This window comes from Pseudomonas sp. 14A, assembly GCF_018132745.1.
Taxonomy (GTDB): domain Bacteria; phylum Pseudomonadota; class Gammaproteobacteria; order Pseudomonadales; family Pseudomonadaceae; genus Aquipseudomonas; species Aquipseudomonas mercuritolerans.
This window is the reverse complement of the sequence record NZ_JAGRQJ010000014.1, coordinates 362,069-388,136: the sequence shown is the minus strand read 5'-3', so window position 1 is coordinate 388,136 and position 26,068 is coordinate 362,069. Positions and strand designations below refer to the sequence as shown.

General features: G+C 59.9%; 26 protein-coding genes and 1 pseudogene. 13 read left to right on the top strand and 14 right to left on the bottom strand.

The annotated features are described in order from the left end of the window. Window positions 1-407 precede the first annotated feature (407 nt). Complete coding sequence (locus PS14A_RS16455; RefSeq protein WP_212616763.1) at window positions 408-1,121, bottom strand: peptidoglycan recognition family protein; 714 nt, start codon at window positions 1,119-1,121, stop codon at window positions 408-410. 5 nt (window positions 1,122-1,126) lie between these two features. After that, the gene (locus PS14A_RS16450) at window positions 1,127-1,660 is read right to left on the bottom strand and encodes a PAAR domain-containing protein (protein ID WP_130909761.1); all 534 of its coding nucleotides are present in this window, start codon (window positions 1,658-1,660) and stop codon (window positions 1,127-1,129) included. A gap of 441 nt (window positions 1,661-2,101) precedes the next feature. Here PS14A_RS16450 and PS14A_RS16445 point away from each other — a divergent pair. Then, window positions 2,102-2,463 (top strand): annotated as a pseudogene (locus PS14A_RS16445) (hypothetical protein). A gap of 93 nt (window positions 2,464-2,556) precedes the next feature. On the opposite strand, the gene PS14A_RS16440 reads toward PS14A_RS16445, so the two are convergent. The 6 genes from PS14A_RS16440 to PS14A_RS16415 form a co-directional block, all read right to left on the bottom strand. Beyond that, a complete protein-coding gene (locus PS14A_RS16440; protein WP_212616762.1) occupies window positions 2,557-3,345 on the bottom strand; it encodes a transporter substrate-binding domain-containing protein in 789 nt (262 codons plus the stop codon). A 58-nt stretch (window positions 3,346-3,403) separates the two neighbouring features. After that, window positions 3,404-4,273, bottom strand: coding sequence for a copper homeostasis membrane protein CopD (gene copD, locus PS14A_RS16435; protein ID WP_212616761.1), 870 nt, complete (start codon window positions 4,271-4,273; stop codon window positions 3,404-3,406). A 3-nt stretch (window positions 4,274-4,276) separates the two neighbouring features. Next, entirely contained in the window at window positions 4,277-4,651 is a 375-nt protein-coding gene (gene copC, locus PS14A_RS16430) for a copper homeostasis periplasmic binding protein CopC (RefSeq protein WP_212616760.1), read from the bottom strand. Between the two features lie 32 nt (window positions 4,652-4,683). Continuing rightward, on the bottom strand, window positions 4,684-5,553 hold the full coding sequence (locus PS14A_RS16425) for a copper resistance protein B (protein ID WP_212616759.1): 870 nt from the start codon (window positions 5,551-5,553) through the stop codon (window positions 4,684-4,686). A gap of 11 nt (window positions 5,554-5,564) precedes the next feature. Next, window positions 5,565-7,262: a copper resistance system multicopper oxidase gene (locus tag PS14A_RS16420; RefSeq protein WP_212616758.1), complete on the bottom strand. Its 1,698-nt coding sequence runs from the start codon at window positions 7,260-7,262 to the stop codon at window positions 5,565-5,567. Window positions 7,263-7,364: 102 nt separating this feature from the next. Beyond that, complete coding sequence (locus PS14A_RS16415; protein WP_137214694.1) at window positions 7,365-7,835, bottom strand: hypothetical protein; 471 nt, start codon at window positions 7,833-7,835, stop codon at window positions 7,365-7,367. Between the two features lie 164 nt (window positions 7,836-7,999). Here PS14A_RS16415 and PS14A_RS16410 point away from each other — a divergent pair, with 164 nt between their 5' ends. The 4 genes from PS14A_RS16410 to PS14A_RS16395 all read left to right on the top strand — a co-directional run bounded on the left by PS14A_RS16410 (window position 8,000) and on the right by PS14A_RS16395 (window position 10,558). Further along, entirely contained in the window at window positions 8,000-8,668 is a 669-nt protein-coding gene (locus PS14A_RS16410) for a ribonuclease T2 (protein ID WP_122508339.1), read from the top strand. Window positions 8,669-8,776: 108 nt separating this feature from the next. Then, entirely contained in the window at window positions 8,777-9,304 is a 528-nt protein-coding gene (locus tag PS14A_RS16405; RefSeq protein WP_349251722.1) for a PAAR domain-containing protein, read from the top strand. A gap of 4 nt (window positions 9,305-9,308) precedes the next feature. After that, window positions 9,309-10,037 carry an alpha/beta hydrolase gene (locus tag PS14A_RS16400; RefSeq protein WP_130909818.1) on the top strand — a complete coding sequence of 243 codons (729 nt, stop codon included), beginning with the start codon at window positions 9,309-9,311 and terminating at the stop codon, window positions 10,035-10,037. Beyond that, a complete protein-coding gene (locus PS14A_RS16395) occupies window positions 10,037-10,558 on the top strand; it encodes a hypothetical protein (RefSeq protein ID WP_178083624.1) in 522 nt (173 codons plus the stop codon). The genes PS14A_RS16400 and PS14A_RS16395 overlap by 1 nt, the downstream gene beginning before the upstream one ends. A gap of 15 nt (window positions 10,559-10,573) precedes the next feature. Here PS14A_RS16395 and PS14A_RS16390 read toward each other — a convergent pair whose 3' ends face one another. Next, complete coding sequence (locus tag PS14A_RS16390; protein ID WP_212616757.1) at window positions 10,574-11,431, bottom strand: LysR substrate-binding domain-containing protein; 858 nt, start codon at window positions 11,429-11,431, stop codon at window positions 10,574-10,576. A 109-nt stretch (window positions 11,432-11,540) separates the two neighbouring features. Here PS14A_RS16390 and PS14A_RS16385 point away from each other — a divergent pair, with 109 nt between their 5' ends. From PS14A_RS16385 to PS14A_RS16375, 3 genes are all read left to right on the top strand, one after another. Further along, on the top strand, window positions 11,541-12,248 hold the full coding sequence (locus PS14A_RS16385; protein WP_212616756.1) for a haloacid dehalogenase type II: 708 nt from the start codon (window positions 11,541-11,543) through the stop codon (window positions 12,246-12,248). An 11-nt stretch (window positions 12,249-12,259) separates the two neighbouring features. Then, entirely contained in the window at window positions 12,260-13,033 is a 774-nt protein-coding gene (locus PS14A_RS16380; protein WP_212616755.1) for an aldolase, read from the top strand. 174 nt (window positions 13,034-13,207) lie between these two features. Beyond that, window positions 13,208-14,776, top strand: coding sequence for a sensor domain-containing diguanylate cyclase (locus tag PS14A_RS16375; RefSeq protein ID WP_212616754.1), 1,569 nt, complete (start codon window positions 13,208-13,210; stop codon window positions 14,774-14,776). Window positions 14,777-14,935: 159 nt separating this feature from the next. Here the strand turns inward: PS14A_RS16375 and PS14A_RS16370 are convergent, their stop codons facing one another. Next, complete coding sequence (locus PS14A_RS16370) at window positions 14,936-15,271, bottom strand: hypothetical protein (RefSeq protein ID WP_212616753.1); 336 nt, start codon at window positions 15,269-15,271, stop codon at window positions 14,936-14,938. Between the two features lie 189 nt (window positions 15,272-15,460). On the opposite strand from PS14A_RS16370, the gene PS14A_RS16365 reads away from it, so the two are divergent. The 4 genes from PS14A_RS16365 to PS14A_RS16350 all read left to right on the top strand — a co-directional run bounded on the left by PS14A_RS16365 (window position 15,461) and on the right by PS14A_RS16350 (window position 20,194). After that, window positions 15,461-15,901 carry a carboxymuconolactone decarboxylase family protein gene (locus PS14A_RS16365; RefSeq protein WP_212616752.1) on the top strand — a complete coding sequence of 147 codons (441 nt, stop codon included), beginning with the start codon at window positions 15,461-15,463 and terminating at the stop codon, window positions 15,899-15,901. A 252-nt stretch (window positions 15,902-16,153) separates the two neighbouring features. Beyond that, complete coding sequence (locus tag PS14A_RS16360) at window positions 16,154-16,645, top strand: sigma-70 family RNA polymerase sigma factor (RefSeq protein ID WP_212616751.1); 492 nt, start codon at window positions 16,154-16,156, stop codon at window positions 16,643-16,645. A gap of 40 nt (window positions 16,646-16,685) precedes the next feature. Next, window positions 16,686-17,669: a FecR family protein gene (locus PS14A_RS16355; protein WP_212616750.1), complete on the top strand. Its 984-nt coding sequence runs from the start codon at window positions 16,686-16,688 to the stop codon at window positions 17,667-17,669. Between the two features lie 149 nt (window positions 17,670-17,818). After that, window positions 17,819-20,194, top strand: a complete 2,376-nt coding sequence (locus tag PS14A_RS16350; RefSeq protein ID WP_212616796.1) for a TonB-dependent receptor — start codon at window positions 17,819-17,821, stop codon at window positions 20,192-20,194. Window positions 20,195-20,284: 90 nt separating this feature from the next. Here the strand turns inward: PS14A_RS16350 and PS14A_RS16345 are convergent, their stop codons facing one another. Then, a complete protein-coding gene (locus PS14A_RS16345; RefSeq protein WP_042609095.1) occupies window positions 20,285-21,436 on the bottom strand; it encodes an MFS transporter in 1,152 nt (383 codons plus the stop codon). 244 nt (window positions 21,437-21,680) lie between these two features. Between PS14A_RS16345 and PS14A_RS16340 the strand changes: the two genes are divergently transcribed. After that, window positions 21,681-22,661 (top strand): diaminopimelate epimerase, encoded by a 981-nt coding sequence (locus tag PS14A_RS16340; protein ID WP_212616749.1) that lies wholly within the window; start codon window positions 21,681-21,683, stop codon window positions 22,659-22,661. A 153-nt stretch (window positions 22,662-22,814) separates the two neighbouring features. Here the strand turns inward: PS14A_RS16340 and codA are convergent, their stop codons facing one another. From codA to queD, 3 genes are all read right to left on the bottom strand, one after another. After that, complete coding sequence (gene codA / locus PS14A_RS16335; RefSeq protein WP_071172997.1) at window positions 22,815-24,050, bottom strand: cytosine deaminase; 1,236 nt, start codon at window positions 24,048-24,050, stop codon at window positions 22,815-22,817. Between the two features lie 14 nt (window positions 24,051-24,064). Then, window positions 24,065-25,336: a cytosine permease gene (codB, locus tag PS14A_RS16330; RefSeq protein WP_212616748.1), complete on the bottom strand. Its 1,272-nt coding sequence runs from the start codon at window positions 25,334-25,336 to the stop codon at window positions 24,065-24,067. Window positions 25,337-25,639: 303 nt separating this feature from the next. Continuing rightward, window positions 25,640-25,996: a 6-carboxytetrahydropterin synthase QueD gene (gene queD, locus PS14A_RS16325; RefSeq protein WP_007915588.1), complete on the bottom strand. Its 357-nt coding sequence runs from the start codon at window positions 25,994-25,996 to the stop codon at window positions 25,640-25,642. Window positions 25,997-26,068: the final 72 nt, after the last annotated feature.

Sequence of the window (26,068 nt, the reverse complement as noted above, 5' to 3'; positions counted from 1 at the left end):
AATTCCAAGATCATTTTAATGTTAACCCCGGCGGGGGGGCAGTAAAAAGCTGGGCAGGGGCATGGAGTATTCGTTCAGAAGATCGTTCTGCCTATGATGTATATGCTGAGATGAAGGTGGAAACTATCTCTTCTTGCATAGTTCGAGCTCCTCTTGGTTATGCAGGTCAGTAGTCACCCCGAGCCGATATTTGCAGTACTGAATTACCAACTGTCGTTCCGTACCGCTTAACTCACCTACAGTTTTGTCATCTGATTCGTACGCGAAAATATTTTCAAATTTCATTTGAAATGTCGGACTTTTCTTGATGAAGAACACTTTTTCTGGATAAGCGTCCTCCATCTTTTCATAGAAGCCGACGTATAGGACAACGACACAGATAATTGTGGAGATGATAAGAAGCGATTTCATGACGAAGGCGGTCGCAAGAATTTGGTTTTGATTCGAAGGTTTTTTACCAGTTCCATGCCAATATTGCCTGGACAAATCTTCCCTTCGCCGGCCTGCATTGGGAATTCACGATGTCCTCCTAACGTTGTCACCCTGAAAACACTGGTCAGGGCCTGAATCAACTTCAGAAGAGTGTCAATCTGAATGGCAGGAATTTTCTGATCCATATTGCCATTGAAGGTTTCAAGAGCCTGACGGGCAAAAGCCACCATGTCTCCACCTTCTTCGGCAGTCGTCAGGTTCTCCAGCAAAACGATCCCAATTACACCAGTGTTGTAGTTATGTACGCTTGAGCCTTTGAATCGTATGTCACGTCCTTCAAAGACTTTCCCCGTGCAGTCGATACCATAGTGATAACCGATGTCATCAAACTTGGCTTGATGCTCACTTTGGATTGCCCGCATTTGTCCTGCCCCAGCACCGCAACCCATACTCCGGCCGGCATGGTGAAGGGCGATCATTGAGTAGTCCCAATCATCGACCATTTCGCCTTTTGCTTTATGTGCTCCCCAAGAGGATCTTTCCACAAATTCGCATTTGTTTTTGTGGAGAAGCCTGATAATCGCTTCCCTTGTTGCAGCTCTATCATTGACCGTGATAGTCGTGGGGACAATCGGCGCGCCTGGTTTGATTTCCGCTGCTTTTGCTTCAGTAGTAAATTGTTCGGCCATAGTGTTCAATCCGTGAGTTCGCTGAGCGTCCGAGCTGGTGAGGTGAAGTCGATGGTAACTGAAATAGCAGCATCTTTTGTTGGGGTCTTAACGGTCGCTGCTCCTGTACTATCGGTAACACCGGTAATCTTTTGACCATTAACGATTGCGCTGAAATTCCTTCCTGCCAAGGGCTGGCCTGTTTCGCTGTCAACGATGCTGAAGGTGTGCCCATAAGTTTTCTGCAGCAATAGGGGAAGCGGGGCAATAAATGGTGCCGGACTATGCGAGTCACCAATAATCACGGTGCCCGAGCCGCCGATGACGATGTCTCCATGGGTGCCTACCGTACCTACCAAGGCAGCATTCTTACCGTTGATAAATACAGTCGAGGACACTGCTGACGCCAAAGCGCTGCCGCAGGTGCAAGTATCGCCTTTGGTCGCGGCTGCAAGACCGTCGAAGAAAACATCGGGAGATCCGGACGCGATAGCTTTCGGACCGTGTCCAGGGATAGGGCAATTGGTGGGATCGGTAATACGAGCTGCTGGCTTTGCCATGTCTGACTTCCTGTCTACGATTTTGCCAAGTGGAACTGTATCAGACTCGATTTGAACTTTGGCTCGGGATTTTTAAACGGTTACGCTGGCGCTTGTTTAAATCTGACTAGTGAAAGTCATCCGAAGCCTACGTTGTCTTGCGCCTCCCCCTACACCTAAGACAGAATCCGCCGGCTTGTGCGTCTAGCCTGCGGGTTCTATCGTCCCTGGGTCACTGAAAGCAGTGATCGGGTTTGGTAGCCCGCCTCGTGTCTAGATGCATTGCGTCACCTGATTCAGGTCGCTTCTCAGCGCTCGAATATCATGGTGGTCATGCGTGGGGTCCATTCGTGGGCGCCGGGTTCTAGTGCGACCGGTCTACCAACCCGCGTATGGCCGCCACCCTTCGTTTGGTAGCGAGGGTGATGGCTCCTTTTGGTAATCGCGCTAGAGGATTCATCCATGTTCAAACCCACACCAAATCCCCCCGAAACCAATCCCGCATCCCCCTACAAATCCCCAGACTCAAAAAAACTCCACGACGCCGCCGAGCGTGCGCTGGATTATTACCTGCCTCCCGCCAGTCACATCAAAGCCTCCACCAACCAGCCCGAACGCATGTTCCTCGCCAACCCGGCTTACGACAGTGAGTCCCTGTTGGCCAACGCCAGCGAATCACTGGGTTCGGCCAGCACCATGCTCAACGACTTCGCCGCGTTACTGGAAAACTCGCAGCGCAAGACGTTATTGGGCATTTCCAGGTAGTGATGCTGGGAGAGATCGCAGTGAATCAGGCGTTGGACAAAGTTGAAGTGAAGGCTTGAAGCGAACCTCGCGGTGACGGAGCGGTTATCCGTCACCGCGAGGCTATATGGTTAGCTGAACAGTCGCCGTCACCCCTGCACGACGCTTAACCGTTATTGCCCCGGCACCGCAATCCACTCACTCAACCTCTGCTGATACTTGCCAGTGACCTTGCTCAAATGCAGCCACTGATCGACATACAGTTTCCAGCTGATGTCGTCGCGTGGCAGCAGGTAAGCCTTCTCGCCGTATTGCATGTATTGATGCGGGTTCACTGCGCACAAACCGGGTTTGAGTTTCTGCTGATACAGCGCTTCCGAGGCGTCGGTGATCATCACGTCGGCTTTGTTGTCGAGCAGTTGCTGGAAGATCGTCACGTTGTCGTGCAGGGCCAGTTGCGCTTTGGGCAGGAAGGCGTGGACGAAGGCTTCGTTGGTGCCGCCGGCAGGTTCCACCAGGCGCACGTTGGGCTGGTTGATCTGGTCGATGGTCTGGTATTTGGACTGGTCGGCGCAGCGCACCAGCGGGATCTTGCCGTCGGTGTCGAGGGTGTTGCTGAAGAAAGCTTTTTTCTGCCGTTCGAGGGTGACCGAGATGCCGCCCATGCCGATGTCGCATTTGTCGGCCTGCATGTCGGGCATCAGGGTTTTCCAGGTGGTCTGCACCCATTGCACCTTGACGCCGAGGCTGTCGGCCAGGGAGCGGGCCATGCTGATGTCGATGCCTTCGAAGTCGCCATCGCTGCGCTTGAAGGTGTAGGGCTTGTAGTCGCCGGTGGTGCAGACACGCAACTGGCCTTGTTGCTGGATGCTGTCGAGGTGGGACGTGGCGGGGTCGGCGTGAGCGCCAGTCGCCAGGGTCAGCAGGCCGCCGAGGATCATCGTGCTTTTTAGTGTTGTCATTGAGATCGGGCTTCTGAAAGGGAAGGTGGCCCAGTGTAGTGAAAGCCTTCCACGGGTGTCATCCCGGGTCCGGACTCAATGTGCCGAGCCACGCCACCAGCGCCACGATCAGCAGGGCAAGGGCCAGCTCCATCACCACACTGCGCCGCAGCGCTTTCGCGGCGATGAGGTACTGGCCGTCGCGCAGCGATTGTTGCAGTGACGGTCCAAGATGAAAGCGGTTCAACGCAGCCAGCACCAGCATCACGGCAAACGCTAGCACCTTGATCGTCAGCAGCTGCCCGTAGGTCCCGAACAGCACTCCGTCGAGCCTTGGGCCGACGATGAAAAGATAATTCATCACGCCGGTGACCGACACCGTCAGCACGATCAACGCGCCCACCCATTCGAAGCGTTTCACTGCATCGGCGATCAAGCGAAGGCGTGTGTCACCGATTCGCCCGCTCACCATCAACACCAGCGCCAGCAAGGCACCCAACCACGCTCCCGCCGCAAGCAAGTGCAAGATGTCGCTGAGAAAGTGCCAGAACCGCAGCCATCCTTCGTCCATCGCGCCATGCCCGCTCCACGCCAGCGAAGCGAGGGCAATGGCGCCTGCCAACGACGCTGGCCACAGACTCGGCCGGATCACCACGATGGCCAACGCTGTCATCCGCAGCGCCCACGCCAGGCCGACGTCTGTTTCCAGCAGCATCATCTGCAGGTGCGGCCACAATGCCGCGAGCTGTGTTTCGCCACTCATGGCGCGGGTCATCAGCACCAGCCCGGCCACTGACAGTAACGCGCCTGTCACTGCCATGCCCCGCAACAACGGACGGAACCGCAGCAGCGCGTTGAAGCTGTACAAGCCAAACAACGCCAGCCCGAACAACAGCAGCAAATCCACATACAAGGCGAACCGCAGGATGATGTTGAGCAGGTCCGCCATTGTTCACTTCACTTTGAACGTGACGTTACCGGTGATCGGGTGCGTGTCGGCGGACACCGCGCGCCACTGCACCTGATAGGTGCCGGCAGGCAGCGGGGCGAGCGGGGTGATCAGCATGGTTTTCGGATCGCTGCTCGCGCTGACCTTGGCTTTCATCGGCATCGGCGAGTGAGCCATGCCACCCATTTCGGTCATTACCAGTTTGGCCCCGGAGAATTGCGTGACCAGGTTCTCGGAAAAGTGCAGCTCGATCCTGCCCGGCGCGGCGCCTTCCGCGCCTTCGGCCGGTGTCGACGAGAGCAGTTTCGGATGGGCCTGGGCGAGGGTGCTCAGGAGCAATCCGCTGGCGAATATCAGGGGCAGGGTCAATGTGTGCATGCAAGGTCTCCGGTTTGTTTTTGTAGAAGAATTCAGAACCACAGCCTGACGCCGAGGACGAGGCGCGCCTCACTGCGATCCTCGTCTTCTTCGCGGGCATAGTCGGCGGTGTTGCCGTAAGTGCGATTCCACGTCACGCCGATGTAAGGCGCGAATTCGCGGCGGATTTCATAGCGCAACCGCAGGCCCGCCTCGGTATTGGACAACCCTGAGCCGATGCCTCGCTGCGGATCGTTTTTGCCATATATGTTGAGTTCTGCGGTCGGCTGCAGGATCAGTCGATTGGTCAGCAGGATGTCGTAGTCGCCCTCCAGGCGTACCGCACTCTGGCCGCCCTCGCCGAGGAAAGCCGTGGCTTCGGCCTCGAAGTTGTACAGCGCCATGCCTTGCACGCCCAACGCGGCCCAGGTTTGCGGTGCGCCGGGTTTGAAGTCCTGACGCACGCCGCCGACCACGTCCCACCATGGTGAAATCGCGTGGCCCCACAGCGCTTGAATTTCCGCGTCTTCAGTCTTGCCGTTGTTGCGCTCGCCTTCAGAGCGCAGCCACAGCCGATCGGTATCCCCGCCGATCCAGCCGGACAGGTCCCAGGCCAAAGCGCTGCCGTCATCGGCGTTCTGCCATTCGAGTTTGTCGGCAAGAAAGTAGCTGTTTATAACGCTGTCGTGCACCTGATGACCGCCGGGGCTGGTGAACACCGCAGCGCGGTCGGCGTCGGTCACGGGCGGAACCGGCGTGCGGCTTTCGCTGGGCGCGGCGGGCTGCATCATACCGTCGTCCATGCTTTGCATTGCCGAATGATCCATCCCGGGCATCTGGCTGTGGTCCATGCCGTGCATGGCGTCGGCGGCCATGGCGGAGGTGCCGGCGAGCAGCAGCGAGAACACGCTGAGTCGAGTCATGATCGGTCTCTTCATTCTTCCACCCGCACTTCGCGGAACATGCCCGTTTCCATGTGATAAAGCAGATGACAGTGATAAGCCCAGCGGCCGAGGGCGTCGGCGGTGACGCGATAGCTGCGGCGGCTGCCGGGCGGCATGTCGATGGTGTGTTTGCGCACCTGAAAGTCGCCGTTTTCGTCTTCCAGATCGCTCCACATCCCGTGCAGGTGGATCGGGTGGGTCATCATGGTGTCGTTGACCAGCACCAGGCGGATGCGCTCGCCGTATTTCAGCCGTAAAGGCTCGGCATCGGAGAATTTGATGCCGTTGAACGACCAGGCGAATTTCTCCATGTGGCCAGTCAGGTGCAGCTCTATCGTGCGGCCCGGATCGCGGCCGTCCGGGTCCTCGAAGGTGCTGCGCAGGTCGGCGTAGGTCAGCACACGGCGGCCGTTGTTGCGCAGGCCAAGGCCCGGATCGTCAAGCTTTGGCGCGGTGATCATGGCCTGCATGTCCACCAGCGGATTGTTGTTTTCACTGTCGGGATGGGCTTGCATCGGGCCCATGCTGGAGTGATCCATGGTGCTCATGTCCATGCTGCCGTGATCCATGCCGCCCATGCCCATGTCGTCCATGCTCACCAACGGACGCGGATCCAGCGCCGGCACTGCTGCCGACATGCCGGCGCGTGTGGCGAGAGTGCCACGGGCGTAACCGCTGCGATCCATCGCCTGAGCGAACAGGGTGTACGCCTCGGTTTCAGGTTCGACGATCACGTCATAAGTCTCGGCCACGGCAATGCGCAGTTCATCGACGCTGACCGGTTTGACGTGCAGGCCATCGGCAGCCACCACCGTCATTTTCAATCCCGGAATGCGCACATCGAAATAGGTCATGGCCGAGCCGTTGATCAGGCGCAGGCGCAGTTTTTCGCCGGGACGGAACAGCCAGGTGAAGTTGCTATCGGGGGCTTGGCCGTTGATCAAAAAGGTATACGTGGCGCCACTGACGTCGGCAATGTCGGTGGGGTTCATGTTCATTTGCGCCCACATCGTGCGATCGGCAACCGTGGCGCCCCAGCCTTTTTGACTGACATCGTCGATAAAATCGCCGACGGTGCGTTTGTGGAAGTTGTAGTAGTCGGACTGTTTTTTCAGCGTCTTCATCAGGCTGGCCGGGTCTTCGTCGGTCCAGTCGCTGAGCATCACCACGTAGTCGCGATCGTACTGGAACGGCTCCGGCTCTTGGGCCTCAATGACCAGCGGCCCGTAGACGCCGGCCTGCTCCTGTAAGCCGGAATGGCTGTGATACCAGTAGGTGCCATGTTGCCGAACCTTGAACTGGTAAACGTACACGCCGCCCGGTTCGATGCCGTGGAAACTCAGACCCGGCACGCCGTCCATGTTCGCCGGCAGCAGAATGCCGTGCCAGTGAATCGAGGTGTCGGCGGTGAGCCGGTTACGCACGCGCAGCGTCACGGTATCGCCTTCGCGCCAGCGCAACAGCGGGCCGGGCAGGCTGCCATTGATGGTCATCGCCGTGCGTGCAGAACCCGTGAAATTGACCGGAGTTTCGCCGATGAACAACTCGAATTCGTTACCGCTCAGTTCGTTGACGGGCGCGGCGCCGTTCAGTGCCCAGACCGGTGTACGCCAGAGCCCGAGGCCACCGAGCAAGCTACCGGCGGCCAGGCCTTTGACAAAAGTACGTCTTGTGAGAATGGATGGCATGCGCTGGAAATCCCCGTCTGACTCATGACAGAGAGACTAGCCAGCCCCGGCTTTCAGTTGGCTGAGGCAAACATTACAGTTTTGTCAGTTAACCCGGGCGGCTTACAGGCTTAACCCTTGCTGCACCACCTGCAGCAGATTGTTTTCCGTCAGCGCGATCGCATCCAGCTCCTGGCCGGTCTCGATAGTCTGCAACCACCAATGGCTTTCGCCATGCTCGTCAACCGTGCGCAGCAACGACTGATCACGCCCCGGCACCTTGATCTCGACACGTCCGCAACCGTCCTCGGTAAACCGCGCAATCGGATCGAAAATCAGACTGTGATTGTTCGCTTCGATCACCAACTGGTCGATGGCGTAGTCATGGCTTTCACCATCCGGCGAAGTTTCGCAAACGTGCGTAGGATTTCGCCGAATCTTCAGTCCTACTTCGGTGACTGGCTGTAGCCAGGCTTCGATGCGGTGGTACAAGTCGTACACCTGAGCAGGCCAGCAATCGATTTCCAGCGCCGCATCAGCCTGGGTATGCCGTGTCTGCTTGAGTCTGGCGGCGAGTTCGTCTGCTTTACTCATGTCGGTTCCCTTGTTGGATGTCTGCCTGTTCAGCGTAGACCTTCGCACGGCGCAGGGCCTTGCCTTGCGTCATGCGCTTGCAATACAAGCGTGTCGAAATCAGCACTGGCCAGGTCTGGCCAACAACGAAAACCACGGACGCAGGCGTCCCAAGGAACGGGTTAATGAAAAAGCTGTTTACAATTCTGGCGCTGATCGCGCTGACGGCCGGTAGCATCGGCATGAGTTCGGCGCGTCAGCCGGCGTCGAACAAAGCGCAGGCGGAATCGGTGGCGGGGGTGTTCGACTACTACCTGCTGGCGCTTTCCTGGTCGCCGACTTTTTGTCTGACGCACAAGGACGACGCGCAGTGCACCGGCAACGGTTACGGTTTTGTCCTGCACGGTTTGTGGCCGCAATACGCCAAGGGCGGCTGGCCAGAATCCTGCCCGCCGCTGACCAGGCTATCGGCGGCAGAAACCAGCAAGGGCCTGACGATGTACCCGACGAAAAAACTTCTTGATCACGAATGGTCCAAGCACGGTACCTGCAGCGGTCTTGGCGCGGAGGGCTATCTGGACAAGTCCGATCAGGCCCTCGGCGCGGTGAAGATTCCGCAGGCGTTACAGCCGTTCGGCTCGACGTCGTACTACTTCGAAGCGCAGGAGATTGTCGATCTGTTTCGCAAGGCCAATCCGGGTATTCCCGAAGACGGAATTGCGGTGGTTTGCAGCGGCCCGCAGCTGTCGGAAGTGCGGGTGTGCATGGACAAGGATTTGCAGTTCGGCGCGTGTGGCAAAGGGGTGAAGACGCAGTGCCGGGCGGGGGATATTCGGGTGCCGCCGGTACGGTGAACCATCCGTAATGAGCCAGGGAAAACAGGCGCTCCCGTGAGCGCCTGTTTTTTTGGCCTGAGGATTTGAAGGGGAGGGCAAATTCGCGCATGCTGCGCGCCTCAAAGGATCTGCACGACACATTGCAAGGAGCTGTTCATAAGCGGAAAACCCGCTGCCCGCGTCACCGACCCCACCGCCTGCCCGTTGCCGGGACACGGCACCAACCCGATCGTCAGCGGCTCGCCGAATGTCAATTTTGATGGACTGGCGGCTGCGCGCATGACCGACAAGTCCGCTTGCGGCAGTGCGATCAGCGGCGCTGTATCTGGCACCGTGTTCATCAATGGCTTGAACGCGGCGATGCTGGACAGCACCGGTGGCCACGGCAATGTCGTCATCGGCGGTTCAGGCACGGTGATCATTGGCGACACCGTAGTCGCGGCGCCTTTCAGTGGTCTGCTGCCGATGCCGGTGCACTTCACCGACAAGCTGAAACTGGTCAACGATGTGACCGGTGAACCGATGCCCAACCATCCCTACATGATCCAGCGCGCCGACGGACGCATGGAACATGGCGTGTCTGATGCCTCCGGATTTACCCATGAAGTCAGTTCGCACCTGCCTGAAACCATCAAGCTGTTTCTGGAGGAGTGAGGCAATGACGGCTGAGACGGTAACGTGCGCGAAGGGCAATACTTACAAGCTGCACAAGGAGCATACGCTGACCGACAAGAAGGATGTCAGCGCCAAGCCTGTGCCGGTGGAAAGTACCAAGGCGATCGTGCTTTTTATTGGAGGGGCTGGGGATAAGGAGAGTTATTACTTTTCTGGGCCTTATGGAAACATTTTGGCCGCCCGGGCTGCATTTGATAAACGCAATGAGTCGCTGAGCGCCGAAGGTAGATATCGCTCAGAGTGGCTGGGTTATAACGAAGTCAGAGGGAAGCAAGACATCCAGCGATATGTTCTTAGCCTGATTCCGTACAAGAGTTGCCCTATATACATCGTCGGACATAGCCTCGGTGGATGGAACGGTGCGCATCTGACGAAACTCATGTCGGATTGGGGATACAGAATGCAGATGCTGATTACTTTGGATCCGGTTGGCGAAGGTGCTCTTGTCTGGATCGGCTCAGACATATATCGCCAGCGACCTGACCCAGTCGCTGTCGAATGGATCAACATCAAAGCGACACCTACCAATAGAAATTCATCAGATGGCGTAGCTGACTTTGGTGAGAAGTGGATTGTTTCTTGTGGGCCTTCTTTGAACGTAAACGTCGATACCAGTCATGCAAACGCGCTAGAGCTGTTTGTTGCGCCTATTTCCGGTGGCAATTCGGCGAGCGATTTGTTGATGGCCGCGATCATGAAGGAGTTTTCTTGATGTCCAGATTGATCATCTGCGTATTGCTCATTGTTTGCTCCGGATGTGCAAAAGACCATTCAAAGCCTGCTGCAAACTTGAGTTTCGTGTCCGTGAAACGAGAGAGGACGCTTTTATATGACATCCGATACCAATCGGATGTGGATGTCCTGAACCTGTTTGATAAAGGACAGGGAGAAGGGATGATTGCAGGTTTTCTGACGTGTGCGTTGGGGGACGATCATGATTTCTCCATTGAGAAAGCGATGCAGTTTTCCGCGGTAGGTTTGATTGAGTCTGACGGGGAACCGCTAAACGGAGGGAAATTTTCTTATCTCACCAGCGCGTTTCTCGTTGAAACCTCCAGCAGCCGTAGTTCAGAACGTCACCTGTCTACAACGGAGCTAAACAACCTTCTCTCCAACAAAAGCCAGATTCCCTGCAAACTATTTGTCACTGCCTTTGGCTACAAAACCTACTACTCAAACACCATGAACATCCCCACCGCCGACCTGCTCCGGGAAATCAACAAACCCGAATAACCCCCCGCGGGGGATTCAGGCAAATCCCCCCGCATCCACCCCCAATTCCCCACGCAAAAACTCCACCAGCCCCCGCTGCAACCCGCTCAACACTCCCTCGCGGCTGACCAGCGCAAGTTCCGTCGGCGCCAACTCCGGCAGATCCGTACACACCTCATGCTCTGGCAATACCGCCGAAACCGGCAGCACCGAAACCCCCAACCCAGACGCTACCGCCGCTTGAATCCCGGTCAGGCTGTGGCTGCCGAACGCCACTCGCCACGGTCGCTGCGCTACATCGAGCAGGCGAATCGCCCGTTGTCGATACAGGCAGCCCTGCGGAAACAGCGCCAGCGGCAGCACACCGCTGGAGGTGTCCAATTCGGTGCCTTTGACCCACACCAGTCGTTCCGGCCAGGTGGCCCATGCCGGGCCGCTGTCGGGTTCGCGTTTGATCAGGGCAATGTCGATGTCGCCGGCGTCGAGGCGTTGGCGCAGGTCGAGGCTCATGCCGCTGATGGTTTCCAGGCGCGCTTGCGGATGGTTGCGGGTAAAACCGGCGAGGATCAGCGCCATGCGCCGGGCGTCGAAGTCTTCCGGCATGCCGATGCGCAGCACTTCCAGATCGACGTCGCTGGCCAGCGCTTGCGTGGCTTCGGCGGACAGCGCCAGTAACCGGCGCGCATAGTGGATCAGCAGTTCGCCGTGTTCGGTGACCGCGACGTTCACTCCGCTGCGGTCGCGCAGGAGTAGCGGGTGGCCGACCAGATCTTCGAGTTTGCGCACCTGCTGGCTGACCGTCGATTGCGTGCGATGCACACGTTCGGCAGCGCGGGTAAAGCTGCCTTCGTCGACCACGCAGACAAAGGTTTTCAGCAATTCGAGATCCAGCATGGCAGCATTCCTGATAGTTGATTTGCGAATGACTATCGAGTGTTTATTTAATTTCACACTATCACCGCGCGCTCATAAGCTGAAGTCCTCACTCTGGAGGAATCGACCGATGACCTTGAACAACACGCCACGCCCGCACTGGCTGACCTTCGATTGCTACGGCACGCTGATCCACTGGGATGAAGGCCTGAAAGCCGTGGTCGAGAAAATACTCAGCGACAAGGGCCAGCACGCAGTTGACGCCACTAAGTTGATCGAAGTCTACGACCGTCACGAGCATCGTCTCGAACAAACACCGCCGCACCGTTCCTTTCGCGAACTCGGCACCCTCGGCCTGCAACTGGCGTTGGAAGAATTGAGCTTGCCGAGCCAGCCCGAGGACATTCAACGCCTGGCGACAGCCATCCCGAACATGCCGCCATTTGCCGAAGTGGTCGACACCCTCGCGCAGCTCAAAGCCATGGGCTTCAAGCTGTGCATCGTCTCCAACACCGACGACGACATCATTGCCGGCAACGTCGCGCAACTCGGCGGCCATATCGACCGGGTGATCACCGCGCAACAGGCTGGTGCCTACAAACCGGCGCCACGGCTGTTCGACTACGCTCATGAGCAATTGGGCGTGACCCGCGATGAGGTGGTGCACATCTGCGCCAGCCCCATGCTCGATCACACGGCGGCGCGGGACATGGGCTTTCGTTGCGTGTGGATCGATCGCGGCACCGGGCGTCAGTTGTTGCCGGACTATCGGCCCGACGCGATTCTGCCCAGCCTCGACCGAGTGCTGCCGCTGTTCAAATCTCTCGGCTGGACCTAAGGAGAATTGCCATGGCTCATATCTTGAGCGGCACTGGCAAAGCCAGACCCAGCGCAACGTTGAACCTGGAAACCGAGGCGATCATCACTGCTCGCAACGAACTCGCTGCGTGCTTTCAACTGGCCGCGCTGCAGGGTCTGGAGGAGGGCATCTGCAATCATTTTTCGGCGATGCTACCGGGGCATGATGATCTGTTTCTGGTCAATCCATACGGCTACGCTTTTTCGGAAGTGACCGCGCAGAATCTGTTGGTCTGTGACTTTGCCGGCAACGTGGTCGCTGGCGAAGGCGAGCCCGAGGCGACCGCGTTCTACATCCACGCGCGCCTGCACAAACAACTGCCACGGGTAAAAGTCGCGTTCCACACGCACATGCCGCACGCCACCGCGTTGTGCCTGCTGCAAGGCCCGCCGCTGCTGTGGCTGGGGCAGACTGCGCTGAAGTTTTACGGGCGCACAGCGGTGGACGAGGATTACAACGGCCTCGCACTGGACGCATCCGAAGGCGACCGCATCGCCAGCGTCATGGGCGACGCCGACATTCTCTTTCTGAAAAACCACGGGGTGATTGTCGCTGCGCCGACCATCGCCGAAGCCTGGGACGATCTGTATTACCTGGAGCGCGCCGCGCAGGTGCAGCTGCTGGCGATGGCAACCCAACGTGAATTGAAACCGGTGCCTCATGCGATTGCGCAGCGCGCCTATGCACAAATGCGTGAAGGCGATGCGCAAAGTGCTCGCGCGCACCTGACCAGCGCGATGCGGCGGCTGGCCCTGCACAACTGATTAACCGTAAAGAAGCAGTCGTAAATAAATCGACGAAAAGCGATCATCCAAACTCGCGACGCGCCGATAACTGGGCGGGAGGCGGGCGTTTGCCCGGTACATCCCGGTGGGCTACGCTCACACATACAAGGGTTTCGGGCTCGCGCCCCTGTCGTACCTGCCCAGGACATGCTTTTGCCAATCCCCATTCACGATCCGCATCAGGCCCCCGGCACGCTCAAACGGTTGCCGCTTCGCAAAGCGGCGGTGCTGTTTATCGTTGCGGTGAGCCTGTGCCTGTGCGGTCTGCTGTACCTGCAACTGGAACAGTCGCGGCGTCAGGATCTGGCGGTGGCGAAAATGGCCTCCGGCAACCTGACCCGAGCCATGGCGCAGCAGGCCGAGGACACCGTGCGGGCGGCGGATCTGGTGATGACCAGCCTGGTCGACTGGATTCAGGACGATGGTTACGGGGCGGCGCAGCGGCCCCGGTTACAGCGGATTTTCGCCCGCCGCGCGCAGCAACTTGACCAGTTGCACGGCATCTTTCTGTTCGATCGCGAGGGACAGTGGGTCATCACCTCGTTCGCCGATCTGCCCCGTGGCAACGGCGTGGCCGATCGCGAATATTTCAGGTTCCATCAGCAGAATGCTTCCACCGTTGCGCACATCGGCCCGGCGATTCGCAGCCGCGAAAACGGCGAGTGGATTATTCCGATTTCCAGACGCGTGAACGATCAACTCGGCAACTTTCAGGGCGTGCTGATGGCCGGTATCCGCATGTCCTACTTCGATCAGTTCTTCAAAAGCTTCAGCCTCGATGACAGCGGCATCATGTTTCTGGCGCTGACCGACGGCACCTTGCTGGCGCGACGGCCCTTTGATGAGTCGCTGATCAACACCTCGGTGGCCCACGGCGAGATCTACCAAACCCTGCTGCCGAACGCTAACGCTGGCACCGCGATGCTCAATTCCGTGGTCGACGGCGTGACCCGCTTGTATGGCTATCGACAGCTCGCCTCGTATCCGCTGGTGGTCTCTGCTGCGACGTCGCAAGACACGATTCTGCAGGGCTGGTATGACCGCGCCTTTCAGTCCAGCGTGATTGTCGCGCTGGTGATCCTCGGGATTGGCCTGTTCGGCTGGGTGTTCATTCATCAGGTGCGCGACGGCGAGCGTATCGAGAAAAACCTGCGCAAGGCGCAACTGGCGCTGGAACAGATTGCCACCCACGACAGCCTTACCGGGTTGGCCAACCGGCGCTTGTTCGAGCGCTCGCTGGATATTGAGTTTGCCCGGGGCGCGCGGCAGGTCAGCCCGGTGAGCCTGATCATGCTCGATATCGATTTCTTCAAGCGCTACAACGACGCTTATGGTCATGTCGCCGGCGATCAATGCCTGGCGCAGGTGGCGCAAGTGGTGAAGACCTGCTGCCAGCGCAAGTCGGATCTGGCAGTGCGTTACGGTGGGGAAGAGTTTGCCGTGCTGCTGCCGGACACCGATATCAATGGGGCGCTGGCGATTGCCGGACAGATACGCCGCAGCGTGATCGACAAGCACATCATTCACAGCGGCTCGCCGACCGGTTATCTCACGGTGAGCCTGGGCTGTTATTCATTTATTCCCAACGGCAACGACAGCCCGCAGGTGTTTATCCAGCGCGCGGACGCGGCGTTGTATCAGGCGAAAAATGCCGGACGCAATCGCGCGGCGGTGTATGCGTCGGAAGAAGGTTTTGCCGAACTGATGCGGTCGGATCGCTGATTCTTTCAATCAACAGAAATCAGAAGTGGGAGCGAGCCTGCTCGCGAATCGGTGTGTCAGCTTGCATCAAGCTTGGCTGACAGACCGCTTTCGCGAGCAGGCTCGCTCCCACATTGGGTCCTGATGTAAGCAGGACTATCTGGGATGGCTCTTGTTCGTTCAGCCGCCGGTGCCACCGCCCGCACCACCCGTGCCGCCGCCGGCCGAGCCGGTGCCGCCACCCGCGCCGGAACCCGAGCCACTGGCGCCGCCATTGGTGCCCGTGCCGGTGCCCATCCCCGAGCCAGTACCGGTGCCGGTGCCGTTATTGGTTCCGCCAGAACCAGTGCCGCCCGATGGCGAGCCCGGGGTGTTGTCTGGCGGCATGGTCGAGCTGCTGGCGCCGCCGGACTTGGTGCCCGTCGCATCGGTGCTGTCATTGGCCGCGAAGCTGGCGGCGGATGCCGTGGCGAGCAGGCCGGCCAACAATAACGAAGTGAGTTTGCGCGTCATCATGGTACGTCTCCTGATAAAGGGGATTACCTGATATTGGTCTTGCGCACTGAAACCTTGGTGCCCGTCGAGTGACGAGCGGTCAGTCGCTGCGCCAAGTGGCCTACCGTTCTTCTGCAATATTGGCTATTTGCCGAACCACCCCCGGGGACTAACGTAGCCACACATTCAATCGCTACCCCGGAGCCCACCATGCAACCTCGTGCCGATTTCTACACCGCTTCCCCTGATGCCCTGAAAGCGATGATGGCGCTGGAAAATGCTGTCTCGAAACTGCCGCTGGAAAAGAGCCTGATCGAACTGGTCAAGCTGCGCGCATCGCAGATCAACGGCTGCGCATTCTGCATCGACATGCACACCGCCGACGCGATCAAGGACGGCGAAACGCCGCGTCGCCTGTTCGCCGTGACGGCCTGGCGCGAAGCGCCGTTCTTCAGCGAGCGTGAACGTGCAGCGCTGCTGTGGACCGAGTCGCTGACACAACTGAGCCTGACCCACGCGCCGGACGAAGACTATGAAGTCGTCGCTGCGCAATTCTCGCCAAAGGAGCTGGTTGACCTGACCGTTGCGATCAACACCATCAACGGCTGGAATCGCCTGGCGGTGGGCTTCCGTAAGCTGCCGCAGGCCTGAAACACTCACGCTATTCCCTTGTGGGAGCGAGCCTGCTCGCGAAGGCGACGTGTCAGTCACCATCATCGTTGCTGACATACCGCATTCGCGAGCAGGCTCGCTCCCACAGGGACCTGTTCAATGCCCATCGGAGCTCGGCGTCGTCGGTGGTTGCACCTTGCGCATCAAGAACACCATCACAGCGTGCATTTGCTTTGTATTAATACGAAGCATTACTATTCACGCCCCTTTCTCACACGCCGCCCATCCCCCATGCGCTCCCGCAGATCCGGCTTTTTCGAGCATTACGAAGAGTTGATCGGCACCTGGACTCGGCGCCTGCGCAATCGCGCGCACGCCGAGGATCTGGCGCACGACACCTTTGTGCGGGTGCTCGAGGCGGATTCGGCGGCGGTGCAGCAGCCGCGTGCGTATTTGCACCAGACCGCGCGCAACATCGCGGTTGATGGGTATCGGCGTGAGGATCGGCGCGGCGCCATGGAGTCGGAGGCGGTCGAGGACACTGCGTCGTCAGCGGGCGACCCGGAGCATTACATGCGCGCGATCCAGTTGGCCGACTCCATCGAACGCGCGCTTGCCGAATTGCCGCTCAACTGCCGCAAGATTTTTGTCTGGCAGAAGATCGAAGGCCTGACTCAGGCAGAAATTGCCGAACGCCTGGGGCTGTCCAGGAACATGGTCGAAAAGTATATGATCCGCACCCTGCGGCATTTGCGTGAGCGGCTGGATGGGTTGCAATCATGAGCGCTCGCGTCTTTTCATTCTCAGCCGGACAGGACATTCCATGATGGAAACGGGTGATTGCGCCTGTGGGCAAACGGCGGTGCGTGACGAAGCGGCGGCCTGGTTCGTGCGTCTGCAGGAGCCGGATGTCAGCGTCGAGCAACGCCAAGGCTTCGAGGCCTGGCTGAACGAGCATCCGCAGCACCGCGAAGAATTCCAGTTGCTGCAAGGCTTGTGGACCGCGGCTGATCTGCTGCCGACTTCTCGCCTCAAGGCGCTTGCCGAAACTCCGCCACCTCGCCGCGAACGCCGGCCGTTGCTGCGTTACGCCGTGGCCGCGAGTGTTCTGGCCGTGGCGCTGGGACTTGGCCTGTTCAGCGGGCTGAATCATCCGGGCGGTTACCGCGCCGAGTTCGCCACGGCGTTGGGCGAGCGCAAGCATGTAGCGTTGCCGGATGGTTCGGTGATCGATCTGAACAGTCGCAGCCGCTTGCAGGTGCGTTATGAGAAGGATCGACGGCTGATCGAATTGAGCGCGGGCGAGGCGATGTTCAGCGTTGAACACGACGCCTCGCGTCCGTTCGTGGTCGAGGCCGGCAGCGGCAAGGTCACAGTCACCGGTACGCGTTTCGATGTGCGCCGCGATGCCACGCAGACCCGCGTTGCGGTGGAGCAGGGCACGGTGAAGGTGCAGGGAAGTGCTGCCCCGGACAACGAATTCATCAACCTCACCGCAGGCCTCGGCACTGCGGTCGATGCCAAGGGCAAAGTCCTGCCGGCCTACGCGGTCAACCCGGCGCAGCTGACCGCATGGCGCAACGGCAAACTGGTGTTCAACAACGCCAGCCTCGGCGAAGTAGCGGCGGAAGTATCGCGCTATCGCGACAAACCGCTGACCGTATCCCAGCCGAACGTGGCCAGCCTGCGCCTGACCAGCGTGTTCAAGTCCGACGACACCGACGCCTTGCTCAAAGCCTTGCCGGGCATCCTGCCAGTGTCCATTCGCACCTTGGCCGATGGCAGTCAGGAAATAATTTCCAGATAGCATTCAGGTTTTTTTCCAGTTCATCGTCTTCCTGTTCAACTGCAACTGGTTTGCATTAACAGCTGCACACTCTTGCGATCCACAGGACTGCGTACGACGTGAACATCACCACAATCCACAATAAAAAATCCCCTTGGTTGCCACTGGCCATGGCGCTGGCGGTCAGTGCCGCGATGCCGTTGGCGTTTGCCGCTGAAGCCATTCATATCCGCGCGCAACCGCTGGGCCAGGCCTTGAGCGAGCTGGGCCAGCAAACCTCGCTGCAGGTGTTTTTCAGCCCCGAACTGGTGGCCGGCAAACAGGCGCCAGCGGTCGACGGCGACCTTTCGCCAGAGCAGGCTTTGCGGCAGCTGTTGCAGGGCAGCGGTCTCGATTATCAGATCAATGAAGGCTCGGTGACGCTCGCTCCAGCCGCCACCTCCGCAGCCAGCAACGGCCCGCTGGAGCTCGGCGTGACCGACATCAAAGTGGTCGGCGACTGGCTCGGTGACGCCGACGCGGCGGTGGTGCAGAACCACCCCGGCGCGCGCACGGTGATTCGCCGCGAAGCGATGGTCGAGCAGGGCGCGATGAACGTCAGCGACGTGCTCAAACGCGTGCCTGGCGTGCAGGTGCAGGACTCCAATGGCACCGGCGGCAGTGATATTTCCCTCAACGTCGGCGTACGCGGTCTGACTTCGCGCCTGTCGCCACGCTCGACCGTACTGATCGATGGCGTGCCAGCGGCGTTCGCGCCATACGGCCAGCCGCAGTTGTCGATGGCGCCGATCTCCTCGGGCAACCTCGACAGCATCGACGTCGTGCGCGGCGCCGGTTCCGTGCGTTACGGGCCACAGAACGTCGGCGGAGTGATCAACTTCGTGACCCGCGCGATCCCGGAGAAAACCACCGGCGAAATCGGCACCACCCTGGAAACGACGCAGTACGGCGGCTGGAAACACATCGACACCGCATTCCTCGGTGGCACCGCCGACAACGGCATGGGCGTCGCGCTGCTGTACTCCGGCGTCAACGGCCACGGCTATCGCGAGCGCAACAACGGCAACGACATCGACGACGTGCTGCTCAAGACGCACTGGGCGCCGACCGATCAGGACGACTTCAGCCTCAACTTCCACTATTACGACGCCAGTGCCGACATGCCCGGCGGCCTGACCCAGCGTCAGTACGACGACAAGCCTTACGAATCGGTGCGTGACTACGATCAGTTCACAGGCCGGCGCAAGGACGTTTCGTTCAAGTGGATTCGCCAGATCGACGAGCGCACTCAGGCGGAAATCCTCACCTACTACACCGACAGCTTTCGCGGCAGTACCATCGCTGCGCGCGATCAGCGCACCCTCAGCTCGTACCCGCGTTCCTATTACACCCTCGGCATCGAGCCACGGGTTTCGCGGGTGTTCGATGTCGGCCCGACCACGCAGGAAGTCAGCGTCGGTTATCGCTATCTGAAAGAGGCGATGCACGAAGAGTCGAGTCGTCTGGCGCTGGTCAACAACCAGCCAGTAGTCACGCCGACCTCTGACGGCCACGTATTCCAGGATCGCACCGGTGGCACCGAGGCCAATTCGGTGTATGTCGACAACAAGATCGACGTCGGCAACTGGACCATCACCCCAGGCATTCGCTTCGAACACATCAGCACCGATTGGCACGACCGCGCCGTGCTCGACACCGCTGGCCGGCCGGTACCGGAGAAAAACCGCAGCATCGAAAGCAACGAACCGCTGCCGGCGCTGAGCGTGATGTATCACCTCTCCGATGCCTGGAAACTGTTCGCCAACTACGAAACTTCGTTCGGCAGCCTGCAATATTTCCAGCTCGGCCAGGGCGGTTCGGGTGACAGCACCGCCAACGGTCTGGAGCCGGAAAAGGCCAAGACCTACGAGATCGGCACGCGTTACAACGATGATGTCTGGGGCGGCGAGGTGACGCTGTTCTACATCGACTTCGATGACGAACTGCAATACATCAGCAACGACGTCGGCTGGACCAACCTCGGCGCGACCAAACACCAGGGCATTGAAGCCTCGGCGCACTACGACATGGCGGCCCTAGATCCGCGCCTCGATGGTTTGACCGCCAATGCCGGGTTCACCTACACCCGCGCCACCTATGAAGGCGAGATCCCCGGCTTCAAGGGCCGCGATCTGCCGTTCTATTCGCGGCAGGTTGCGACGGTCGGTTTGCGTTACGAGATCAACCGCTGGACGTACAACATCGATGGCTTCGCCCAATCGAAACAGCGTTCGCCGGGCACCGGTGTGAATGCGGATGGCAGCTTCAATGGCAACTACATCACTGAAGGCACCGCGGACGGGCAGTACGGCGACATCCCGGGTTACGTGACCTGGAACGTGCGCGGCGGTTATGACTTTGGTCCGCAGGTGTCGAACCTCAAGCTCGGTGCCGGGGTGAAGAACGTCTTCGACAAGCAATACTTCACCCGCTCCAGCGACAACAACTCGGGGATGTATGTCGGCGCACCGCGCACGTTCTTCGTGCAGGCCAGCGTCGGTTTCTAAAACACAAGATCAAAAGATCGCAGCCTTCGGCAGCTCCTACAGGGGAACGCAAATCCATGTAGGAGCTGCCGAAGGCTGCGATCTTTTGCTTTAGACCTTGAGGACTTTGCCGCCAATCGCCACCGCCACCAGCAACACCGCCATCAGGCCAAAGGCAAAACTCAAGCTGCTGGCATGGGCGACAAAACCGATCACCGCCGGCCCGGCGAGAATCCCGGCATAACCCAGCGTGGTAATCGCCGGCACCGCGATGCTTTCCGGCATCACCGTCTGCTTGCCCACCGCCGTGTACAGCACCGGCACGATGTTCGAACAACCGGCGCCGACCAGCGCATACCCGACCAGCGCCGCTTGCCAGCTCGGCGCGAAGGTGGCGAGAAACAACCCCGCCGCCGCCAACAGCCCGCCGAACAGAATGATCCGTGTCGCACCGAGCTTACGCACGATGCGGTCACCGAGCAGACGGCCGACGGTCATGGTCAGGGCAAACGCTGCGTAACCCATTCCCGCGTAAGCCGTGTCGATCCCCCGTTCCTGAGCGAGGAACACAGCGCTCCAGTCCAGCGCGGCGCCTTCGGTGAGGAACACGATAAAGCACATGCCGCCGATAAACAGCACGATGCCATGGGGAATGGCGAACGCCGGGCCGGAGCTTTCGCTGCCGTACGGCAACATGTGCGGCACGCACTTGAGCAAGGCGCCGATCAGCAACACGACGACGACCAGCATCGCTGCCAGCGGTGTCAGCCCGAGGCCGAGCAGGGCACTGACGCCCGCCGCACCGACAATGCCGCCGAGGCTGAACAGGCCGTGGAAACCCGACATCATGTGCTTGCCGCTGGCGCGCTCGACGATCACTGCTTGCAGGTTCACCGTCGAATCCACCGTGCCGAGACCGGCGCCGAACATGAACAGCGTGGCGATCAGCGCCGGGATCGACGACACCGTCGCCAGCAGGGGCAATGCCGCGCAGATCAGCAAGGTGCCGCCGGTGGCCACACGTCGGCAACCAAAACGCGTGGCGAGAATCCCCGCCAGCGGCATCGCCAGAATCGAGCCGACACCCAGGCACAGCAGCAGTAATCCCAGCGTGCCCTCATCCAGCCCGGCCCGCGCCTTGGCATACGGCACCAGCGGCGCCCAGGCGGCGATGCCGAGGCCGGCAATGAAAAAGGCAACGCGCGTGGACATCTGTTCCAGGCGTCCGGGGACGAAGGTGTCTTGGGGGTTGAGGCTGGTCATATCGATCCTTGGCAAAAAAACAACTGCATCCCGAGTGACATTCTGACGGCGTTGAGGTTCGATCTCAGGCCTTTCGGGGCATAACGGTGAACATCCTACCCTGTGGGAGCGAGCCTGCTCGCGAAAGCGGTGGGTCAAATATGGAAATGTCGACTGACCCACCGCCTTCGCGAGCAGGCTCGCTCCCACACTGGTTTGCGGTTTACAGTCGGATTTTCGCCAGCATGGAATACGGGAACAAGGCATGACGAAGTTCTACGACGCACGCGGCAATATCTACGGAGTGGTTTCGCCCCAAGCCTTGCGCGAGGCCGGAATCGCTTTGCCAGCGAGGGCCGCAGAGTGCGCCGTATCCAGGCAGCAATGGAGCGAGGCAGCCATCGCTTTGTGCTGTCACTGGCCCGAAGGCCAACACCCGGCCAACAGCAAACCCCACCGCAGTGACGGCCTGCTGATCGGCCCGTTCCAGGCATCTGCGCCGTTCGATGTGCTGATCGTCAACACCGACGGCAGCCTCGCCGAGCGCAGCGGTAACGGCCTGACGATTTTTTCTCAGGCATTGACCGAGCAAGGCTTGATGGCGGAGCAGGGCGCAGTGTTGCGCGTTCATTATGACAAGGGCGAAGCGCTGGAAACCGCGGTGACACCGGTCGAAGTCGAAGGCGTGCGCGGCTTCTGGCTCGACCTCGGCCAGCCCGGATTCGGCCCGGAGGCTGTGGGTGCGCAGACGGTTGAAAACGTTCAGTTCAACAATCGCGACGTCAGCCATGTCCAGCCCCTGGCGGAACTCGATCCTGACTGGGCACACAGCCAATTCGTCCGCATCGGCAATCCGCATTGCGTGACGCTGCTCAGTGATGCGGCCGCTCTGCCGAGCAATGAACAGATGCGTGAACCCACCCTGAACCAACGGCTTACAGCGATCGCCTATGCCATGCCCAACGGTGCCGGCAATCCCTGCCCGACCGGCGTCAATCTGCAATGGGCCGCGCTGGTGTCGCCGCAGCAAGTCCTCGCCCGGGTATTCGAGCGCGGCGAAGGACCGACCGCATCTTCGGGCACCAGCGCCAGTGCGGTCGCGTGTGCTGCGTGGCGGGTGGGTTGGGTCGAGGCAGGGGAGGTGCGGGTGGTCATGCCGGGTGGCACCGCACCGGTTTTGCTTGAGGTTTCGGAAGGGGAGTTGCTGCGCGTCAGATTGTTTGGCACGGCGCGGTTGATCGCTTGATTCGGCCGACGCCATCGCTGGGATCTTCTGTGAGAGCGAGCCTGCTCGCGAAGAGGTCGGCACATCCAACATCGAGGCGCCTGGCATGGCGCTTTCGCGAGCAGGCTCGCTCCCACAGGTTTTGCTCTCGGCCCATCACGTTCAGCGTACTTCTCAACTGAACTCCACCACCGGCATCTGCCGCTTCATCAACACCTTGCCGCCGCGAATCGAATACAGCGGCAGGCCCTGGCTGCGGATCACTTCGTAGTCGCTGTCCGCCGATAGAATCAGCAGGTTCGCCGGGCGGCCCTGTTCCAGTCCGTAACGCTCGCCCAGGTGCATGGCTTTAGCGCTGTTGTCGGTGACCAGATCCAGCGCACTTTGCAGGTTGCGATAACCGAGCATGTGGCAGATGTGCAGGCCGGCTTCGAGCACGCGCAGGATGTTGCCATTGCCCAGCGGATACCACGGATCGACGATCGAGTCCTGACCGAAACACACGTTCATGCCAGCTTCGAGCAGTTCATTGACGCGGGTCACGCCCCGGCGTTTCGGGAAGTTGTCGAAGCGCCCTTGCAGGTGAATGCTTTCGGTCGGGCAGGAAACAAAGCTGATCCCGGAATGGCCGAGCAGGCGGAACAGTTTGGCGCAGTAGGCGTTGTCATAAGAGCCCATCGCCGTGGTGTGGCTGGCGGTGACGCGGGCGCCCATGTCGCGGCTGCGCGCTTCTTCGGCAAGCACTTCGAGGAAACGTGAATGCGGATCGTCAGTCTCGTCGCAGTGCACGTCGACCAGGCAGCCGGTGCGCTCGGCCAGGTCCATCAGAAACTTCACCGAGCTGACGCCCTGATCGCGGGTGTACTCGAAATGCGGAATGCCGCCGACCACGTCGGCGCCCATGCGGATCGCCTCTTCCATCAGCTCGCGCCCGTTGCGGAACGACTCGATGCCTTCCTGCGGGAACGCGACGATTTGCAGGTCAATCAGGTGACGGCTTTCCTCGCGCACTTCGAGCATGGCCTTGAGCGCGGTGAGTTGCGGGTCGGTGACGTCGACGTGGGTGCGCACGTGCTGAATGCCGTGGGCGGCCAAGGCCTGAATGGTCTTCTTGGCACGGGTCTTGGTGTCTTCTTCGGTGATGGTGACTTTGCGCTCGCCCCAGCATTCGATGCCCTCGAACAACGTACCGCTCATGTTCCAGCGCGGCTCGCCGGCGGTGAGGGTGGCGTCGAGGTGGATGTGCGGCTCGACGAAGGGCGGCACCACCAGATTGCCGCCGGCATCGAGGTCATCCGGGCCGAGGGTCGGCGCTTCGGTCTGACGGGCGATGCTGTGGATCAGGCCGTCTTCAAGGTGCAATTCGTGCAGGCCTTCCTGGTTGCGCAGGCGGGCGTTGATGATGTGCATCAGGCGAATCCTTTTTATAGGTCTTGTAGTGGTGCGCTGACGCGACGGGCGCCGAGCACACCGGTGACGATGACATACGTTAGCGCGGCAGCGGCGATCCCTACCAGCGGCGCGACCCAGGGCGAACTGAACGCAGCGACGGTGCCCACCCCGTAGGCCCCGAGTCCCGGCCAGTTGAACGCCGGCAACCGTGCGTCGGCCAGACGCGGATAGTGCCCGCGCCAGCGATAGAAGAAGTCAGCCATGATCACCCCGCCAATCGGCGGAATCACCGTGCCGAGCAGAATCAGATACGGCACCAGCATGTCGTACATGCCCAGCAGGGCGAGCAGGGTGCCGATTACCGCGCCACCGAGGGTCACGGTCTTGCGCCGACCGGTGCGCAGCAGGTTGCAGCCGGCCACGGCGAAGTTGTAGATGGTGTTGTCCTGCGTACTCCAGATGTTCAGCAACAGCATGGCCATCGCGGCCATGGCGAAGCCCTGCAACAGCAGCACTTCAACCACATCCGGCTGTTGATAGACGATCGCGCCATATGCGCCGATCAGCACCATCAGGCCGTTGCCGATGAAAAAACCGATCAGGCTGGCCAGCACTGCCACTTTTGCCGAGCGCGAAAATCGCGTCCAGTTGGTGGCTTGGGTCGCGCCGCTGACGAAGGTGCCGAACACCAGGGTGATCGCTGTCGACCAGTCCAGCGAACCGCTCGGCACCACGCTGAGCAAGCCTTCGAAGCCGCCAACCTTCACGGTCGCTGCCCACATCGACAGCATCAGCAGCAACATCATCGCCGGCACCGCGATGTACGAGAGAATTTCCAGTCCGCGATAGCCGATGTACGCCGTAGCGCAGAAGCCCAGACCGAACAGCACCATCAGGACCAGCACGGTGCTTTCATCGAGATTGAAATACTTGCCGATCACCACCGCTGCCGTCGCCGTGCCCCAGGCGTACCAGCCGATCTGGGTGAAGCCGAGGATCAGGTCGCTGAGCTTGCTGCCGACTTCGCCAAAACAGAAGCGGCCCATCAGCACTGAATTGAGGCCGCTCTTGAAGGCGATGTAACCCAAGCCTGCCGCGTACAGACCGAGCAGCAGGTTGCCGACAATGATCACCGCCATCATCTCGGCGAAACCGAACGCGACCCCCAGCTTGCCGCCGGCAAACATGGTCGCGGTGAAAAACGTGAAGCCCAGTAACACCATCGCCGTCGAGGCCTGGCCTTTGCGCGCGTGCATGGGGACTTCACTGAGCGGGTAATCGTTGCCGGAGGCGTTCTGCGTCATGGGGCAGTCCTTGCTGGAAGGGGAAGACGCAGAAGGGTTGCAGCGGTCGTGCCAAACGGCGCAAGTGAACGAATGTGTAGACGCGACTGAGGTTTTCAGCGCGAAAGCAGTGCACTGAATGCACCAGGAGCCCAATGTGGGAGCGAGCCTGTATGTGCATGGCAGATGATTCAAACCTGGCGCCGGACTCTTGTGGGAGCGAGCCTGCTCGCGAATACGGAGTGTCAGTCACCGAATAAATTGACTGGAACGACGCTTTCGCGAGCAGGCTCGCTCCCACAGTGGCGGGGAGATGTGTGTTGCTTATTCCCCGCGATAAATGCAGCCGCTGGTGCACGTCTCATGAATGCGGATCGCGCTGAGTTCCGGCAGCAATGGCTTCATCTCGTTCCAGATGAATTTGGCCAGCACTTCGCTGGTCGGGTTTTCCAGGCCGGGAATGTCGTTCAGGTAGTTGTGGTCGAGACGCTCATACAGCGGCTTGAAAATCGCTTTGATCTCGGAGAAATCGCGAATCCAGCCAGTGTGCGGATCGAGGTCGCCGCTCAGGTGCAGCGCGACCTTGAACGAGTGACCGTGCAGGCGTCCGCACTTGTGGCCGTCCGGGACGTGCGGCAGGCGGTGGGCGGATTCGAAAGTAAACTCTTTGAAGATTTCCACGGTATTTTCGGCTCTGTTCAGATGGCGTTCGCCGCAGCGATTCGGGCAGGCGGCGAGTTTATCAGCTTGTCT